Origin of the sequence: Halomonas salsilacus (assembly GCF_051216275.1) — a bacterium.
GTDB lineage: Bacteria > Pseudomonadota > Gammaproteobacteria > Pseudomonadales > Halomonadaceae > Halomonas.
The window spans coordinates 159,760-177,296 of the sequence record NZ_JBPKAQ010000002.1 but is presented as its reverse complement, the minus strand read 5'-3'; the positions used below and the strand labels follow the sequence as shown (position 1 = coordinate 177,296).

Annotated in this window: 15 protein-coding genes and 8 tRNA genes; 19 read left to right on the top strand and 4 right to left on the bottom strand. The window is 65.8% G+C overall.

Annotation, left to right across the window (positions count from 1 at the left end; genetic code table 11):
- Positions 1-157 precede the first annotated feature (157 nt).
- The 10 genes from ACR80S_RS04250 (at position 158) to ACR80S_RS04205 (ending at position 8,889) form a co-directional block, all read left to right on the top strand.
- Entirely contained in the window at positions 158-874 is a 717-nt protein-coding gene (locus ACR80S_RS04250; protein WP_435399276.1) for an alpha/beta family hydrolase, read from the top strand.
- Positions 875-994: 120 nt separating this feature from the next.
- Positions 995-1,070 (top strand) — tRNA-Val (locus tag ACR80S_RS04245).
- Positions 1,071-1,120: 50 nt separating this feature from the next.
- Positions 1,121-1,197 (top strand) — tRNA-Asp (locus ACR80S_RS04240).
- Between the two features lie 31 nt (positions 1,198-1,228).
- Positions 1,229-1,305 (top strand) — tRNA-Asp (locus ACR80S_RS04235).
- 65 nt (positions 1,306-1,370) lie between these two features.
- Positions 1,371-1,447: transfer RNA gene (locus ACR80S_RS04230), tRNA-Val, on the top strand.
- Positions 1,448-1,450: 3 nt separating this feature from the next.
- A tRNA-Asp gene (locus ACR80S_RS04225) sits at positions 1,451-1,527 on the top strand.
- A gap of 350 nt (positions 1,528-1,877) precedes the next feature.
- Positions 1,878-3,821 (top strand): FAD-dependent oxidoreductase, encoded by a 1,944-nt coding sequence (locus ACR80S_RS04220; protein ID WP_435402759.1) that lies wholly within the window; start codon positions 1,878-1,880, stop codon positions 3,819-3,821.
- A 266-nt stretch (positions 3,822-4,087) separates the two neighbouring features.
- A complete protein-coding gene (locus ACR80S_RS04215; RefSeq protein ID WP_435399275.1) occupies positions 4,088-6,010 on the top strand; it encodes a PrkA family serine protein kinase in 1,923 nt (640 codons plus the stop codon).
- Between the two features lie 16 nt (positions 6,011-6,026).
- A complete protein-coding gene (locus ACR80S_RS04210) occupies positions 6,027-7,310 on the top strand; it encodes a YeaH/YhbH family protein (protein ID WP_435402636.1) in 1,284 nt (427 codons plus the stop codon).
- A 28-nt stretch (positions 7,311-7,338) separates the two neighbouring features.
- Positions 7,339-8,889 carry a SpoVR family protein gene (locus ACR80S_RS04205; RefSeq protein ID WP_435399273.1) on the top strand — a complete coding sequence of 517 codons (1,551 nt, stop codon included), beginning with the start codon at positions 7,339-7,341 and terminating at the stop codon, positions 8,887-8,889.
- Positions 8,890-8,956: 67 nt separating this feature from the next.
- Here the strand turns inward: ACR80S_RS04205 and ACR80S_RS04200 are convergent, their stop codons facing one another.
- A complete protein-coding gene (locus tag ACR80S_RS04200) occupies positions 8,957-9,271 on the bottom strand; it encodes a high-potential iron-sulfur protein (RefSeq protein WP_435399272.1) in 315 nt (104 codons plus the stop codon).
- 197 nt (positions 9,272-9,468) lie between these two features.
- Between ACR80S_RS04200 and ACR80S_RS04195 the strand changes: the two genes are divergently transcribed.
- From ACR80S_RS04195 to ACR80S_RS04185, 3 genes are all read left to right on the top strand, one after another.
- Complete coding sequence (locus ACR80S_RS04195) at positions 9,469-9,936, top strand: methylated-DNA--[protein]-cysteine S-methyltransferase (protein WP_435402635.1); 468 nt, start codon at positions 9,469-9,471, stop codon at positions 9,934-9,936.
- Positions 9,937-10,044: 108 nt separating this feature from the next.
- Positions 10,045-10,320, top strand: a complete 276-nt coding sequence (locus ACR80S_RS04190; protein WP_290788241.1) for an Lrp/AsnC family transcriptional regulator — start codon at positions 10,045-10,047, stop codon at positions 10,318-10,320.
- 92 nt (positions 10,321-10,412) lie between these two features.
- On the top strand, positions 10,413-11,279 hold the full coding sequence (locus tag ACR80S_RS04185) for a DNA/RNA non-specific endonuclease (RefSeq protein WP_435399270.1): 867 nt from the start codon (positions 10,413-10,415) through the stop codon (positions 11,277-11,279).
- A 108-nt stretch (positions 11,280-11,387) separates the two neighbouring features.
- Here ACR80S_RS04185 and ACR80S_RS04180 read toward each other — a convergent pair.
- The 3 genes from ACR80S_RS04180 to ACR80S_RS04170 form a co-directional block, all read right to left on the bottom strand.
- Positions 11,388-11,474, bottom strand: a tRNA-Leu gene (locus tag ACR80S_RS04180).
- A 39-nt stretch (positions 11,475-11,513) separates the two neighbouring features.
- Positions 11,514-11,600: transfer RNA gene (locus ACR80S_RS04175), tRNA-Leu, on the bottom strand.
- Positions 11,601-11,668: 68 nt separating this feature from the next.
- Positions 11,669-11,755: transfer RNA gene (locus ACR80S_RS04170), tRNA-Leu, on the bottom strand.
- Positions 11,756-11,988: 233 nt separating this feature from the next.
- On the opposite strand from ACR80S_RS04170, the gene rnr reads away from it, so the two are divergent.
- The 6 genes from rnr (at position 11,989) to rplI (ending at position 17,405) form a co-directional block, all read left to right on the top strand.
- Positions 11,989-14,403: a ribonuclease R gene (gene rnr / locus ACR80S_RS04165; RefSeq protein WP_435402634.1), complete on the top strand. Its 2,415-nt coding sequence runs from the start codon at positions 11,989-11,991 to the stop codon at positions 14,401-14,403.
- Between the two features lie 32 nt (positions 14,404-14,435).
- Positions 14,436-15,230 (top strand): 23S rRNA (guanosine(2251)-2'-O)-methyltransferase RlmB, encoded by a 795-nt coding sequence (gene rlmB / locus ACR80S_RS04160; protein ID WP_435402633.1) that lies wholly within the window; start codon positions 14,436-14,438, stop codon positions 15,228-15,230.
- 150 nt (positions 15,231-15,380) lie between these two features.
- On the top strand, positions 15,381-15,818 hold the full coding sequence (rpsF, locus tag ACR80S_RS04155; RefSeq protein WP_435399267.1) for a 30S ribosomal protein S6: 438 nt from the start codon (positions 15,381-15,383) through the stop codon (positions 15,816-15,818).
- A 33-nt stretch (positions 15,819-15,851) separates the two neighbouring features.
- Positions 15,852-16,079, top strand: coding sequence for a 30S ribosomal protein S18 (rpsR, locus tag ACR80S_RS04150; RefSeq protein ID WP_290906381.1), 228 nt, complete (start codon positions 15,852-15,854; stop codon positions 16,077-16,079).
- 12 nt (positions 16,080-16,091) lie between these two features.
- On the top strand, positions 16,092-16,943 hold the full coding sequence (locus ACR80S_RS04145) for a YybS family protein (protein WP_435402632.1): 852 nt from the start codon (positions 16,092-16,094) through the stop codon (positions 16,941-16,943).
- Positions 16,944-16,958: 15 nt separating this feature from the next.
- A complete protein-coding gene (gene rplI / locus ACR80S_RS04140) occupies positions 16,959-17,405 on the top strand; it encodes a 50S ribosomal protein L9 (protein ID WP_435399265.1) in 447 nt (148 codons plus the stop codon).
- Positions 17,406-17,537 lie beyond the last annotated feature (132 nt).

The following is a 17,537-nucleotide window of genomic DNA, read 5'->3' as shown; positions in this document are numbered from 1 at the left end:
TCCCATCGAACGCGGTAGCGGGTTGAAGCTGCGTCAGTTTGCCACGGACCCAGCGCCCCGAGGATGATGCAGGTCAAGACGTTAAGGATTGTATCGCAGCCCGTCTCAATCCTGAACACGCCAATCGGTGTAGTCGGAGAACTCACGAGGAGATCCCTTGTCACATTTTGCCGCTCAGGATTATGAGCCCATTACCCCAGCCCGGTGTCGCGACCGTTTGGTAGCGGGCGAACGTGGTCGCTGGTGGCTGCCCGACGGTCCCCTGGAGGTGCGCGGCGAGGCCCGCATCGGCCGCCTGCTGATGGCCCATGGCGCGGGTTCCGGCCAGGATTCCACATTTCTGGAGCACTGTCGCGACGCCCTGGCCGAGCGCGGTGTCCAGACCCTGGCCATCGAGTTCGCCTTCCTGCAGCAGATGCGCCGTGAGGCGCGGCGTCGACCGCCTCCTCGAATCGATCGCCTGGTCGAGGAATTGATGCGCTGGTGCGACACTCTGACGCATTCTTCGCTGCCACCGCTTTGGCTCGGTGGCAAGTCCATGGGTGGGCGAGTGGCGAGCCTGCTGGCGGCCCGGGACGGCGCCGCCGGCCTGATCCTGTGTGGCTATCCCTTCCACCCGTCGGCCAAGCCCGAGTCGCTGCGTCTCTCCCACTGGCCGCTGATCGCCTGTCCTACCCTGGTGCTTCAGGGCAGCCGCGACCCCTTCGGCAACCGCGCCGAGATCGCAAGCTATGACCTGGGCGCCGCCCGCGTTCACCTGCTCGAGGATGGCGATCATGACTGGCGTCCGCGACGGGCCAGCGGGCGCACCCAGGCGTCGCTGATCGATGAGGCAGCCGAGGTCATCGCCGTGTTCATGGCCGAGCATGCCTGAGCCCCCCCCGGGGCAGTGGGCAAGTTGATGAAATGTCGGGTATTGGTGTCTCGGGTCGTGTCGGGCAAAAAGCGTTGACATTGATCCCGTCCCCTGTAGAATTCAGCGCCACGTGTCCAGGGGTGGTTAGCTCAGCTGGGAGAGCACCAGCCTTACAAGCTGGGGGTCACAGGTTCGAACCCTGTACCACCCACCACTGCTACAGAGCAGTGCCAGAGCAGTGCCTGAACATGAGAAGCACGCAGCGGACCGGTAGTTCAGTTGGTTAGAATGCCGGCCTGTCACGCCGGAGGTCGCGGGTTCGAGTCCCGTCCGGTCCGCCAACGTGTCTTCGCCAGCCAGGTATCATCTTGCGGACCGGTAGTTCAGTTGGTTAGAATGCCGGCCTGTCACGCCGGAGGTCGCGGGTTCGAGTCCCGTCCGGTCCGCCACGATGATGGCCTGACAGCACCAGCAGGTCGCAGTAAAAAGATACAGCACGCTTTGCAGTTCTCGTGGGTGATTAGCTCAGTTGGTTAGAGCACCAGCCTCACATGCTGGGGGTCACTGGTTCGAATCCGGTATCACCCACCACGCGGACCGGTAGTTCAGTTGGTTAGAATGCCGGCCTGTCACGCCGGAGGTCGCGGGTTCGAGTCCCGTCCGGTCCGCCAATTCTGCAGGTGCTTCGCTGTACACGAATCTCGAAAGCCTCGAGCCCCACCGCTCGGGGTTTTTTCATTGATGGGCCCCGCGCCTGCTGCCACTCTGTACGACCCCTCTCTCCCTTTCGTAGTGTCAATCCTGCCTGCCCCCGCCCCTCTCGCTTCCCCGTGCCGCCTACTCCGGGCGATGCTCCGGCGAAGGCGGCTCGACCGAGCGCATCGGTTTTGCAACGCCGGAAAAACTATCATACAGTTGTTTGATTCTCGGGAAGCATCATCAGGAGTGCGCCGTGACCCCCTATCCCCATCTGTTTCGCCCCCTGTCGGTGGGCCACCTGACGCTGCCCAATCGGGTACTGATGGGCTCCATGCACACCAACCTGGAGGAGACGCCCGGCGGCTTCGAGCGCCTGGCGACCTTCTATGCCGAGCGGGCCCGGGAAGGGGTGGCGCTGATCGTTACCGGCGGCATCGCCCCCAACCCCGAAGGTGCCGTCTTCGACGGGGCCGCCACCCTGGAGCATGAGACGCAGCTGCCCGACCATCACCGCGTGGTGGAGGCGGTGCATGCCGAGGGCGGGCGCATCTGCTTGCAGATCCTGCATGCCGGACGCTACGCCTACGGCCCGGCGCTGGTCGCCCCCTCGGCCATCCAGGCGCCGATCAACCCCTTCACGCCCCGTGCGCTGAGCGGTGACGAGGTAGAGCAGCAGATCGCCGACTACGTGCGCTGCGCGAGGCTCGCCAGGCAGGCCGGTTATGACGGGGTGGAGGTGATGGGCTCGGAGGGTTATCTGATCAACCAGTTCGTCTGCCGTCGCACCAACCACCGTGACGACGCCTGGGGTGGAGCCTTCGAGAACCGCCTCCGCTTCCCGGTGGAGATCGTGCGGCGCATGCGCGAGGCGGTGGGCGACGACTTCCTGATCATCTTCCGGCTCTCCATGATCGACCTGGTGGAGGAGGGCAGCACCCATGACGAGGTGGTGGCCCTGGGGCGGGCGGTCGAGGCCGCCGGCGCCGGCCTGATCAATACCGGTATCGGCTGGCACGAGGCCCGGGTGCCGACCATCGTCACCAGCGTGCCGCGGGCGGCCTTCACCGAAGTGACTCGACGCATGAAGGCGGCGCTATCGGTGCCGCTGGTCACCACCAACCGCATCAATATGCCGGAGGTGGCCGAGCGGGTGCTCGCCGAGGGCCACGCGGACATGGTCTCCATGGCGCGCCCCTTCCTGGCCGACCCGGCCTGGGTGAGCAAGGCCGCCGAGGGCCGGGTCGAGGAGATCAACACCTGCATCGCCTGCAACCAGGCCTGCCTGGACCACACCTTCGCGGGCAAGGCGACATCCTGTCTAGTGAACCCGCGGGCCGGCCACGAGACCGAACTGCTTATCGCGCCTGCCGAGACGCCCAGGCGCATCGCCGTGGTGGGCGGAGGCCCGGCGGGTCTGGCGGCGGCGCTCACCGCGGCCCAGCGGGGTCATGCGGTGACCCTGTTCGAACGTGGCCCCGAACTGGGCGGTCAGTTCAACTACGCACGGCGCATCCCGGGAAAGGAAGAGTTCGATGAGACCCTGCGCTACTTCCGGGTGATGCTGGACAAGCACGGTGTGGGGGTGCGCCTCGACTGCGAGGCGGATCTCCAGGCGCTGCGCGATTTCGATGCGGTGGTGCTGGCCAGCGGGGTGCGCCCGCGCCGTCTGGAGCTGCCCGGCAGTGTGCATCCGAAGGTGATGAGCTATCCCGCGGCGATCCTGCATCCGGAACGGGTCGGGCGGCGGGTGGCAATCATCGGCGCCGGCGGCATCGGCTTCGACGTGGCGGAGCTGCTTACCCATGGCGATCAGTTGCCCCTGGACCGGGACGCCTGGTGCGACGAGTGGGGCGTGGACCTGTCTGTCGCGACACCCGGCGGCCTCAAGGCGCCGCGCCGCCCCGAGGTGCCTCGTCGGGTCTTCCTGCTGCAGCGCAAGGCCTCCAAGCCGGGTCGCGGCCTCGGCAAGACCACCGGCTGGGTGCATCGCGCCTCGCTCAAGCGCCGCGGCGTCGAGACGCTGGCCGGCTGCGAGTACCTGGGCATCGACGAGGCCGGACTTCACCTGCGGGTGGGGGAAGAAGAACGCCTGCTCGAGGTGGATACCGTGGTGGTCTGCGCCGGCCAGGAGCCGGTGCGCGAGCTGCTCGAGCCGCTGCGCGCCGCGGGCATGGAAGTGCACCTGATTGGTGGCGCCGAGGAGGCCGCCGAGCTGGATGCCAAGCGCGCCATCGATCAGGGCACACGGGTGGCGGCGGCTCTGTAATCTTCTGCCGAGCCTGGCGCCGCTCTCCTGCGGGGTTTCCTTCGGGGCCCGCCGAGTCTTCTCGGCGGGCCCCGGACGCGTTGCGTTGGCAAAACTCCACGGTTGCCAACGAACCCTTGCTCGACATCAGGCTCTCAGGAGTTAAGGTCCAGCGTTGATTCGATGTCCGCTAATGCTGTGCCGGACTGTCCTACGCTGAAACTGCCACGATCCGGAGCGCCGCTGATGCACCAGGCGCTGAATCATCGGGCTTTAAGGAGACATCGATGAGCATCTTCGACCATGTGCAGAACCGCTACGAGCGCGTCCAGCAGGAGGAGCTGACCCTGCAGGAGTACCTGGAGCTCTGTCATCGGGAGCCGACGACCTTTGCGTCGGCCGCCGAGCGGATGCTCGAGGCCATCGGCGAGCCCGAGGTGATCGACACGGCCAAGGATCCACGGCTGTCTCGGATCTTCTCCAACAAGGTCATTCGCCGCTATCCGGCATTTGCCGAATTCTACGGTATGGAGGAGGCGATCGAGCAGATCGTCTCCTTCTTCCGCCACGCCGCCCAGGGCCTCGAGGAGCGCAAGCAGATCCTCTACCTGCTCGGCCCCGTGGGGGGCGGCAAGTCGTCGCTTGCCGAGCGGCTGAAGCTGCTGATGGAGAAGGTCCCCTTCTATGCCATCAAGGGCTCGCCGGTCTACGAGTCGCCGCTGGGCCTGTTCTCTCCCGAGGAGGACGGTGAGCTGCTCGAGAAGGAGTACGGCATCCCGCAGCGCTACCTGAAGAGCGTGATGTCGCCCTGGGCGGCCAAACGTCTCAAGGAGTACGGCGGCGATATCTCGCAGTTCCGGGTGGTGCGCCTTTACCCCTCGCGGCTCAACCAGATCGCGATCTCCAAGACCGAGCCCGGTGACGAGAACAACCAGGACATTTCCTCGCTGGTGGGCAAGGTGGATATCCGCCAGCTGGAGATGTATTCCCAGGATGACCCCGACGCCTACAGCTTCTCTGGTGGACTGTGTCGCGCCAACCAGGGGCTGATGGAGTTCGTGGAGATGTTCAAGGCGCCGATCAAGGTGCTGCATCCGCTGCTGACCGCCACCCAGGAGGGCAACTACAACCCCACTGAGGGCATGGGGGCGATTCCCTTCGAGGGCGTCGTGCTGGCCCACTCCAACGAGAGCGAGTGGCAGGCCTTCCGCAACAACCGCAACAACGAGGCCTTCCTGGACCGCGTCTATATCGTCAAGGTGCCCTACTGCCTGCGGGCCTCCGAGGAGGTCAAGATCTACCGCAAGCTGCTCGAGCACTCTTCTCTCAACCAGGCACCCTGCGCGCCGGATACCCTGCGCATGCTGGCTCAGTTCACGGTGCTCTCGCGACTCAAGGAGCCGGAAAACTCCAGCGTCTACTCCAAGATGCGGGTCTATGACGGCGAGAACCTCAAGGATACCGACCCCAAGGCCAAGTCGATCCAGGAGTACCGGGATGCCGCCGGGGTCGACGAGGGCATGGACGGGCTCTCCACCCGCTTCGCCTTCAAGATCCTCTCCAAGGTGTTCAACTTCGACAGCCAGGAGGTGGCGGCCAACCCGGTGCATCTGCTCTACGTGCTGGAGAAGCGCCTCGAGCAGGAACAGCTGCCCCGGGAGACCTTCGAGCGCTACCTGCGCTATATCAAGGAGTATCTGGCGCCGCGCTATGTGGACTTCATCGGCAAGGAGATCCAGACCGCCTATCTCGAGTCCTATTCCGAGTATGGCCAGAACATCTTCGACCGCTACGTCACCTACGCCGATTTCTGGATCCAGGATCAGGAGTATCGGGACCCTGAGACCGGCGAGCTGTTCAACCGTCAGTCCCTCAACGAGGAGCTCGAGAAGATCGAGAAGCCGGCCGGCATCTCCAACCCCAAGGACTTCCGCCACGAAGTGGTTAACTTCGTGCTGCGGGCCCGTGCCCATAACAATGGCATGAACCCCAGCTGGCAGTCCTACGAGAAGCTGCGAGGGGTGATCGAGCAGAAGATGTTCGCCAACACCGAGGAGCTGCTGCCGGTGATCTCCTTCAACGCCAAGGCCTCCCAGGCGGACCAGAAGAAACACGAGGACTTCGTGGCCAGGATGGTGGAGCGAGGTTACACCGAGAAGCAGGTGCGCCTGCTCTCCGAGTGGTACCTGCGGGTGCGCAAGTCGCAGTAGGCCGAGGAGGTCATCCATGACCTATTTCATCGATCGACGGGCCAACGCCAAGCACAAGAGCGCGGTCAACCGACAGCGCTTCCTCGATCGCTACCGCACCCATATCAAGCGCTCGGTGGAGGAGGCGGTGAACCGCCGCTCCATCACCGACATGGAGCGTGGCGAAAAGGTCTCGATCCCGGGTCGCGATATCTCAGAGCCGGTGTTTCAGCATGGCCCGGGCGGGAAACGTTCGATTGTCGCCCCGGGCAACCGGGAGTTCATCCAGGGGGATCGCCTGCGCCGCCCGGGCGGCGCAGGCGGCGGCGGGGCCGGGGAGGGCAGCGCCTCGGATCAGGGGGAGGGCATGGACGAGTTTGCCTTCACCCTGAGCCGTGAAGAGTTCCTCGATTTCGTCTTCGACGGCCTGGAACTTCCTCACCTGGAGCGCAAGGCGCTGGTGGACCTCAACGAGGTGCGCCCGGTCCGGGCGGGCGTGTCCCGCCACGGTGTGCCGGCGCGGATCAATATCGTGCGCTCCATGCGCGAGGCTCATGCGCGACGCATCGCCATGCGGGGGCCCATTCGTCGCGCCCTGCGCGAAGCGCGGGAGGCACTGGCGCTTGAGGAGGCCAAGGACCCGGTGCTGCGCAACCCGGCGCGGATCAACGAGCTCAGGGCGGAGGTCGAGCGTCTCGAGAAACGCCTCGAGGCGGTGCCCTTCATCGATACCTACGACCTGCGCTACAACAACCTGGTCAACCAGCCGATGCCCTCCAGCAAGGCGGTGATGTTCTGCGTGATGGACGTCTCCGGCTCCATGACCCAGGCCCACAAGGACATCGCCAAGCGCTTCTTCCTGCTGCTTTACCTGTTCCTGGAGCGCAGCTACGAGAAGGTCGAACTGGTCTTCGTGCGCCACCACACCGCCGCCAAGGAGGTGGACGAGGAGGAGTTCTTCTACTCCCGGGAGACCGGCGGCACCATCGTCTCCAGCGCCCTGACCCTGGTCGACGAGATCATCGCCAAGCGCTATCCGCCGGGGCAGTGGAATCTCTACGTGGCCCAGGCCTCGGACGGCGACAACTGGGATGATGACTCCGTCGCCTGTCGAGACCTGCTGATCAAGAAGCTGATGCCTCGCCTGCAGTACTTCACCTACGTGGAGATCACTCCCCACGCCCACCAGGCACTGTGGGAAGAGTACGAGACGGTGGCCGCCGAGTTTCCTGCGCGCTTCGCTATGCGCCAGATCGTCGAGGCCGGAGATATCTATTCGGTGTTCCGTGAGCTGTTCAAGCGACGCGCCGTCGGCGGTTGAGCGCCCGACGCGGCGCCGAGGAGAAACCATGACACGACGCAAGCCCATTGCCACCGGCTCCGACTGGAACTTCGAGATCCTGACCGAGTTCGAGCGCGAGATTGCCCGGCTGGCGGACGAGTATCGCCTCGATACCTACCCCAACCAGATCGAGGTGATCACCACCGAGCAGATGATGGACGCCTACGCCAGTGTCGGCATGCCGGTGGGTTACCATCACTGGTCCTTCGGCAAGCAGTTCCTGGCGGTGGAGCAGGCCTATCGGCGCGGCCAGATGGGCCTGGCCTATGAGCTGGTGATCAATTCCGACCCCTGCATCGCCTACCTGATGGAGGAGAACACCCTGATGATGCAGGTGCTGGTGATGGCCCACGCCTGCTATGGCCATAATTCCTTCTTCAAGGGCAACTATCTGTTCCGCGCCTGGACCGATGCCAGCTCAATCATCGACTACCTGATGTTCGCCAGGAAATATGTGGCCGAGTGCGAGGAGCGCCATGGCGTGGCGGCGGTGGAGCAGTTGCTGGACGCCTGCCATGCCCTGCAGAACTACGGCGTTGACCGCTACAAGCGCCCCTCGCCGATTTCCGCCGCCGAGGAGGTGCGCCGCCAGAAGGAACGTGAGGCGTATCTGCAGTCTCAGGTCAATACCCTGTGGAGCACCATCCCCGAGCGGGCTCCCGCAGACGTGCTGGCCGGCAGACACGACGAGGAGGATCCGCTGGGGCTGCATGCGGGGGGGCGCTACCCCGCCGAGCCCCAGGAGAACCTGCTCTATTTCATCGAGAAGAACGCGCCGCTGCTGGCGCCCTGGCAGCGTGAGGTGGTGCGCATCGTGCGCAAGCTGGCCCAGTACTTCTATCCCCAGCGCCAGACCCAGGTGATGAATGAGGGTTGGGCGACCTTCTGGCACTACACCCTGATGAACCGGCTCTATGAGGAGGGTCTGGTGGATGAGGGGCTGATGCTGGAGTTCCTGCAGTCGCACACGGCGGTGGTGCATCAGCCTGCCTTCGACAGCCAGTGGTACAGCGGCATCAACCCCTATGCGCTGGGCTTTGCCATCTTCAGTGACCTCAGGCGCCTGTGCGAGCACCCGACGGAGGAGGATCGCCAGTGGTTCCCCGATGCCGCCGGCGGCGACTGGCGGGAGACCCTGGAGTTCGCCATGAAGAACTTCAAGGATGAATCCTTCATCCAGCAGTTCCTGTCGCCCAAGGTCATCCGCGACCTCAAGCTGTTCATGGTGGTGGACGATGACCAGGAGGAGATGCTCGAGGTCTCGGCGATCCACGATGAGCGTGGTTACCGGCGAGTTCGCGAGGCGCTTGCCACCCAGTACGCCCTGTCGCTGCGCGAGCCCAACATCCAGGTCTTTTCGGCGGATATCCGCGGTGATCGCTCGCTGACCCTGCGCCACGTCGAGGACAGCCGCCGCCCCCTGGCGCGCAGCGTCTATCCGGTGTTGCGTCATCTGCATCAGCTGTGGGGATTCCCCGTGCGACTGGAGTCACTGGCGGGCGACGAGGTGGTGCGCCGCTACCAGTGGCCCCTGCCCGAGGAGGCGGCTCGGGCCTGAGGCCGGCCCGGAAACGACGAAACCCGCGCCAGGGCGCGGGTTTTTTCAAGCGTGTCGTGGAGAGCGATCAGGCCTGGGCGGTCCAGGACTGACACCACCCCTTGGGCTCGACGCTGTTCTGCGGGAAGAGCTGACAGCCTTCACTGTCGGCCTGCCAGAACATGCAGTTGTCGCAGACTTCACCCTCCTCGTAGGCCGGGTGATCGGCGGCGTCCTCGGCAACCTCGACGTAGTTCAGGGCCTGGGCCTGGTCGCTGGCTGGATCCAGCCGCGGCAGAGTGTCAGCGAAGGCGGTCCTGGAGAGAATGCCCGCGCCCAGCGGCAGGGCGGCGAGGCCCAGCAGGCTGTTGCGCATGAAGTCACGACGGCTATGATTGGCCATGGGATCTCCTTTTCGTCACGGTTGCAGGAAAGATTCCTGTTCTTCGTTTCTTGCGGGTGGTCAGCCACCTCTTGCTCCGACAGGGGCTGCCCCGGGGAGTTCGCTGCTCCATGGTAGTAGAGTGACCGTAGCGATGCGAACCAGCCATTGGCCGTGCGGCAATACGTCGCGCGGCATGCCGGAGCCCAGGAGGGCCGATGATCTTCACCCGCTTTGCCTCCCCCCTTGGCGAGATCCTGCTGTGCGCAGAGTCCGAGGGCCTGCGGCAGCTGACCCTGGCCGCCGAGGGACGGCCCGACCCCGAGGCGGCCCGCCAGGACGACGACGCCCTGGCCGAGGCCCGTGACCAGCTGCTGGCCTACCTGGCCGGCCGGCGGCGCAGCTTCAGCCTGGCGCTGACGCCCGGCGGCAGCGACTTTCAGCGCCAGGTCTGGGCCGCCCTGTTGCGCATCCCCTGGGGTGAGACCCGCACCTACGGAGAGCTGGCGCGCAGGCTCGGTCGCGAGGGTGCTGCACGGGCCATCGGCACCGCCAACGGTGCCAACCCGCTGCCGCTGCTGATTCCCTGCCACCGGGTGGTGGCCGCCGGCGGCCTGGGCGGCTACAGCGGCGGGTTGGCGCTCAAGCGCCGGCTTCTCGAGCTGGAAGGCAGCCTGCTCGGCTGAGCCGCGATTCTGCCGGGCTACCGGCGCTGGTATACTCGTGCCATCGCCGGCCGCCATCGGCCGGATAGCCACCGAGCCCAGAGGGGCCCGCAGCAGGGAGAGTGCCCGATGCAGAATGCCGTGATCCTGATCAATGCCGAGAAGGGCCAGGTAAAGGCGGTGGCCGAGCGCCTCGCCGACGTGGAGGGAATCAGCGAGGTCTATTCCACCTGCGGACGCTATGACCTGGTGGCCATCGCCCGCACCCGCGATTTCGAGAGCCTGGCCGAACTGGTCACCGAGCGGCTCAACGCCGTGGAGGGGGTCCGCGACACCGAGACCCTCAACGCCATGCAGGTGCACTCTCGCCACGACCTCGAGACCATGTTCTCGCTGGGCTGGTAGCGCCCCGGGCCAGAACCACTGGCCGGGTTGCCCCGAGCGCCCGGTCGGCATGGCCACCCTTTCTTTCCCCTCTGTTGGAAGCCGTTTCAAGGATGAGTCGACGTCGTTCCCCCGTCCCGCGCTGGCGCCGCCAGACGCGTCGCTTCGGTATCACCCTGCTCTTCGTGCTGGTCACCTCCGGCCTCTGGTACGGCCAGGAGCGCCAGGTTCGCGACCAGCTGGTGTGGATGGGCGTGCCCGAGTGGCAGAGCCTGACGCCTACCAGCCTGCATAGAGTACTGCGTAACGAGGGTTTCCTGGTGGGCTGGTCCGACGTGCGGGTCAATCCGCTGTGGGTCAGCTATCGGCTGCAGGCAGTGGAGGACCCCGGCGCCGGTCCGCGGCCCGGCTTTCGCCAGGACTGGCGAACCCTCTGGCCCATCGGTACCGACCACTACGCCGGCAGCGGCTTTGACCGCGGCCATATGGCGCCCAACTATGCCATCGCGGCGGTGCACGGGCGGGAGGCGCAGATCGACACCTTCTACATGAGCAACATGTCGCCCCAACGTCCAGATCTCAATCGACGGCTGTGGCAGCGCCTCGAGGAGGTGGTGATCGACCATTTCGTGCCGCGTTTCAATGAAGTGCAGGTGATCACCGGCCCGATATTTCCCGAGCGCTTCCGCGACAATGTCTTCAACCGGGTGGGGCTGGTGGAGATTCCCGAGGCCTTCTACAAGATCATTGCGGTACCGGAAGGGGAGGCGCGCGTGCTGGCCTTCATCATGCCCCAGGAGGTGCGCGGCGATGAGCCCCTGGACGACTACCTGGTCAGCGTCGACGAGATCGAGGCGCGCACAGGGCTCAACTTCTTCCCGCGCCTGCCAGAGGAGGTGGCCGAGGTGCTGGAGGGGGAGGTGCAGACGCGGGGCTGGGCGCTGGAGGAGGTGGCTCGCCGCCCCGGGCGCTTTCAATAAGCACAAAAAAACCGCGATCCACGTCGCGGCCTTGTGTGCTGTTCCTGCTGTGATGCTATTGCTGTAGCGCTCTTGTCGGGTTCATGCGGCACGATGCGATGGTAAGAGTGGTGCCCAGGAGAGGACTTGAACCTCCACGTCCTTACGGACACTAGCACCTGAAGCTAGCGCGTCTACCAATTCCGCCACCTGGGCGCATCATGCATCTCGTCGTGTTCGCGGTATCCCGAAGGATGGTGCCCAGGAGAGGACTTGAACCTCCACGTCCTTACGGACACTAGCACCTGAAGCTAGCGCGTCTACCAATTCCGCCACCTGGGCGAACACGATCGATTCGAGCTGACAAAGAGCGGGGAGCGAACTCCCGATCACCGTTCCCGAGGGAGCGATGGTGCCCAGAAGAGGACTTGAACCTCCACGTCCTTACGGACACTAGCACCTGAAGCTAGCGCGTCTACCAATTCCGCCATCTGGGCAGGCGAGGCGCATGATACCCCATTCCCTCGCCAATGCAAGCGTCGGAAGGGCCTCGGGGCGCACTTTTCTCGCTTTTCGCCGTGGCGGCGAGGGTCACCATGGTTGGGTGGTGGACGACGCGGCGCTATACTGCGCCCATGACAATCCAAACGATATCCCAGACCTCATGCCCGCGGCGCCTGCGCGCCCTCTCACTCATGCCGTCATCGACCCTGCCAAGGATGCTCAACGCATGACCCACTGGACGCTCAGCGACGACCCGCACGCCAGCCGCGAGGCCCACAAGTACGACAATCCTGCCCCCAGCCGCGAGTACCTGCTCGCCCGGCTCGAGGAGGTGGGCAAGCCGATCACCCACGAGACGATGAGCCGCCTGTTGGGCCTCGATGATGAAGACCTGCAGGAGGCGGTGCGTCGACGCCTGGCCGCCATGGAGCGTGATGGCCAGGTGCTGCGCAACCGCGCCGGTGCCTATGCGCTGATCGACAAGCTCGACCTGATCCGCGGCAAGGTGCTGGGCCACCGCGACGGCTTCGGTTTCCTGCTCCGCGAGGACGGCAAGAAGCCTGATCTGGTGCTGCCGCCCCGGCAGATGCGTCGCTCCTTCCACGGGGACTACGTGCTGGCCCGCGTCAGCGGGCGCGATCGCCGCGGCCGCGACGAGGCGACAATCGCCGAGGTGCTCTCCCACAATACCCAGACCATCGTCGGGGTCTACCGCCAGAACACCTCCGAGTTCGGGGTGCTGATTCCCGAGAACCCGCGCATCACTCAGGAGGTGATCATCCCGCACAGCGCGTGTGGCGGGGCGAAGGATGGCCAGGTGGTCTCGGCGAAGATCGTCCAGCAGCCCGAGACCCGGGTGCAGCCAGTGGGCGAGGTGATCGAGGTGCTCGGTGAGCGGATGGATCCGGGGATGGAGATCGACATCGCCATCCGCAGTTACGAGATCCCCGCCGAGTTCCCTCCGGAGGTCCACGACCAGATCGCCAGCATGTCCGCCGAGGTGGCCGATGGGGACAAGCAGCACCGCATCGACCTGCGCGACGTGCCACTGGTGACCATCGACGACGAAACCGCCAAGGATTTCGACGACGCCGTCTGTGCCTGGAAGACCAAGTCCGGCAGCTGGAAGTTGCTGGTAGCCATCGCCGACGTCTCCCACTACGTGCGTCCGGGCAGTGCCCTGGACCAGGAGGCGATTCGCCGCGGCAACTCGGTCTACTTCCCCGGGCAGGTGGTGCCCATGCTGCCCGAGCTGCTCTCCAACGGGCTCTGCTCGCTCAACCCGGCCGTCGATCGGCTGGCCCTGGTCTGCGAGATGAACATCTCCCAGAGCGGCGCCATCAGCCGCTATCGCTTCTACGAGGCGGTGTTCCAGTCCCACGCGCGCCTCACCTACAACAAGGTGGCGGCGATCCTCGACGAGGAGGACTCGGCGGGCGATGCCCTGCGCGAGGAGCACCGCGAGCTGGTGCCGTCGCTGAAGAACCTGCACGGCCTCTACCGAGTGCTGCGCGAGGCCCGCGTGGCCCGCGGCGCCATCGACTTCGAGACCACCGAGACGGCCATCGTCTTCAACGACGAGCGCAAGATCGAGAAGATTGTCCCGCGCAGCCGCAACGATGCCCACAAGATCATCGAAGAGTGCATGCTGGCGGCCAACGTGGCCACGGCGCGCTTCCTCGACAAGCATGACCTGCCGGCGCTCTATCGTATCCACGAGAAGCCCTCGCCGGAGCGCCTCGACAAGCTGCGCCTGTTTCTCAACGAGTTGGGGCTGTCGCTGGGGGGCGGCGACGATCCCAGTCCGCAGGACTATCGGGAATTGGCCGAGGTCATCAAGGATCGCCCCGACACCGACGTCATCCAGACGGTGATGCTGCGTTCCATGAGCCGTGCGGTCTACTCGCCCCAGAACGACGGCCACTTCGGCCTGGCCTACCCGGCCTACGCCCACTTCACCTCGCCGATCCGCCGCTACCCGGACCTGCTGGTGCACCGCGCCATCCGTTCTGTGGTCCGTGGCCCGCGTCAGACCGCCACGGTACTGCGTGCCGACGGCGCCAAGGTGGAGCCGCCGAGCAAGTGGGCGCCCTATACCTTCGAACAGATGCTCGAACTCGGCGAGCACTGCTCCATGACCGAGCGCCGCGCCGACGACGCCACCCGTGACGTCGAGGACTGGCTCAAGTGCGAGTTCATGTCCGACAAGCTCGGCGATGTGTTCGACGGTACCATCGCCTCGGTCACCCAGTTCGGCATCTTCGTTCGCCTCGACGCGGTCTATGTCGAAGGCCTCGTGCACGTCACCTCGCTGCCCTCCGACTACTACCACTACGAACCGGAGAAGCACCGCCTCAAGGGCGAGCGCAGCGGCATGAGCTACCGGCTGGGCGATGGCGTCACCGTGCAGGTGGCCCGGGTCGACCTCAACGACCGCAAGATCGACTTCGCCCTGGCCGATGACAAGCCGCGCCCCAAGCGGGCGCCGCGCCGCCGCCGCGGGGGGGATGACGCCCCCGACAAGGGACGTGCGCGTGCCGGTGGCAAGCCGCCCAAAGCCGAGGCCACCCCGGCGACCAAGGCCGATGAGGGCGACGGCAAGAAGCGCGGTGGCGGCCGTCGCCGCCGCTCGCGGCGCTGAGTGCTGTCTCCGCCACAGACGTAAGGATGGCCATGAAGCAGAAGCGACCCCGTCGGCCAGCCGGTGGCCAGCCGGCGGTACCCGGCGGCCTGGAGGCGGTGTTCGGTGTGCATGCGGTGCGCGCCCTGCTCGAGCGCGGCGAGACGCCGCGGGAGCTCTGGGTGCAGGAGGGCAGCGCAGGCAGTCGCCTCGCCGAACTGGTGGAGTCGGCAGGCAGTCGCGGTGCTCGCCTCCAGACCCGCTCCCGCGACGAGCTCGACCGGATCGCCCAGGGGGCCGCCCACCAGGGAGTGGTAGCCTTTGCCGCGCCGCTGGCCTTCGAGAGCGAGGCGTCCCTGTGGTTCAAGCTGGAGGCCTGGCCCCACGAATCGCCGCCGCTGCTGCTGGTGCTCGACGGCGTCACTGACGTGCACAACTTCGGCGCTTGCCTGCGCAGCGCCGATGCCGCCGGCGTCCACGGCGTGATCGTGCCCAAGGACAAGTCGGCGCCGCTCAATGCCACGGTACGCAAGGTGGCCTGCGGGGCCGCCGAGAGCGTGCCGGTCTACCAGGTGACCAACCTGGCCCGTGCCCTGGCCAGGCTCAAGGAGCTGGGGGTGTGGATCACCGGCACCGCCGGGGAAGCCGAGGCGCTCGTCTACGCGGCGGCCCTCACCGGCCCCACCGCCCTGGTGATGGGGGCCGAGGGCAAGGGGATGCGCCGCCTGACCCGTGAGGCCTGTGATCTGCTGGTCAAGCTGCCCATGGCCGGCAACGTGCCGAGCCTCAATGTCTCCGTGGCCACGGGTATTTGCCTGTTCGAGGCGGTGCGTCAGCGACGAGGCTGAAGCGACCGGCGCTTGCCATCACCATTGCCACTCTTTACAATTCGTGCGCCCGTTCGTTCGTCGAGCGGGCACTCGTGTTTTTCCGATATCACTCCTTGCTTCCCCGGAGCCCAGGCCCCCGCGGAAGCTGCCAAACCGCAAGGAGATTCCATGCGTCATTACGAAATCGTGTTCATGGTCCACCCGGACCAGAGCGAGCAGGTCCCGGCCATGGTCGAGCGCTACACCAGCCTCGTCACCGAAAACGGCGGTACCGTGCATCGTCTCGAGGATTGGGGCCGTCGTCACCTGGCCTACCCGATCAACAAGATCCACAAGGCTCACTACGTGCTTATGAACGTCGAGTGCGAAGGCGAGACTCTCGACGAGATCGAGAACATCTTCCGCTTCAACGACGCCATCATTCGTAGCCTGGTGGTGCGCTGCAAGGAAGCGATTACCGAGGCGTCCCCGATGATGAAGCCGGTGGAAGAGAAGCGCGCGCGTCGCGACGATCGTGACGAGAAGCCCCGCGACGATAGGTCCCGCGACGATAGGTCCCGCGACGATAGGTCCCGCGACGAGAAGCCCCGCGCCGCAACCGCCTGATCTCACCCATCGCACCGCTGAAGGAGTCTTCACATGGCACGCTTTTTCCGTCGCCGCAAGTTTTGCCGTTTCACCGCCGAGGGCGTGAAGCAGATCGATTACAAGGATCTGGACACCCTCAAGGCCTATATCACCGAGACCGGCAAGATCGTTCCCAGCCGCATCACCGGCACCAAGGCTCGCTATCAGCGCCAGCTGGCGACCGCCGTCAAGCGCGCCCGCTACCTGGCCCTGCTGCCCTTCACCGATAGCCACCAGTAAGCGCCTGGCGTGATGCTCGCGATTGCCCGCTGGATGATGCGGGGCACACCCTACGCCGTCGGCGGGGCCGCCCTCGCAACGCTCATTCCCTGGCTGTTCTGGCTGGGGGCCGCCATCGCGGCACTGGTCACCCTGCGCCATGGCCTCGCCTCGGCGCTGCCGGTGATCGTGGCGGCTGGGGTCCCGGCCGGCTGGTGGTGGGCTCAGGGCGATGTCATCCCGTTGACCAGCGTATTGCTGGTCACCCTGATGGCGATCGTGCTGCGCTCCCGCATGCGCTGGACCGAAGCGCTGATCATCGGCGCCCTGGTCGGCGCCGGCATGATCCAGCTGGGTGTCTTCCTGCCGCCGGGTGGGGCTGGCCCCATGCTGGAACAGCTGCGCCAGGGCTCGCCCGAGGTGGAGCGGCTGCTCAGCGAGCTGACCAGCCAGGGGCTCGATACCGAGCAGCTGGCCGGTGTGCTGATCGGAGGCATTACCGGGCTGGTCGTGCTGATCGCCGCGGTCGCCTGCCTCGCGCTTGCGCGCAGCTGGCAGGCGGGGCTCTACAACCCCGGCGGCTTCCGCGAGGAGTTTCACGCCCTGCGCCTGACGCCCCGCGAGCTCGCCGTGCTGTTGGTCATTGGGGTGATCGGCGCGGTGCTCGGCCTCGTGTCTCTCGGCATGCTGCTGTGGATCCCGCTGCTGGTCGCCGGCATCGCGCTGGTGCATGGTTATGTTGGATTGAAAGGGATGAACGGGCTGTGGCTGGTCGTCTTCTACGTGCTGCTGATCACCACCTGGCCCATGATTCTGATTGTGCTGCTGCTGGCCTTTATCGACGTCTTCGCGGACATCCGCGGACGTGTGGCCAGTCGCAACTGACTAGAGGTTAACGAGATGGAAGTCATTCTGCTCGACAATATCGGCAAGCTCGGCGGCCTGGGTGACCAGGTGACCGTCAAGCCCGGCTACGGCCGTAACTACCTGATGCCCTACGGCCTTGCCGTACCGGCATCCAAGGAAAACATCGAGGCCTTCCAGGCCCAGCGCGCCGAGCTCGAGGCCCAGGCCGCCGAGCGCAAGGCCGAGGCCGAGGCTCGTGCCGTCCAGCTCAACGAGATCGAACTCTCCCTGGTCTCCAAGGCCGGCGACGAGGGCAAGCTGTTCGGCTCCATCGGTCCCCGCGACCTGGCCGAGGCCATCGCCTCCGCGGGCTTCGATGTGGCCAAGAGCGAGGTGAAGATGCCGGAAGGCCCGATCCGTGCCACCGGCGAATACGACATCCATCTGCAGCTGCACCCGGAAGTCGACGCCACCGTCCGCGTGGTGGTAGTGGCCGAGTAAGTCCTGGTCACCGCCCGACGAGGGGCGCGGGGAGAGATCCCCGCGCCCCTCGTCGCGTTTGGACGACGGTGAGCCAGGCATGGGGCCCGCCGCTCGTCTGGGGTAGAATGGCCACCCCGCCAAGACCTGGGT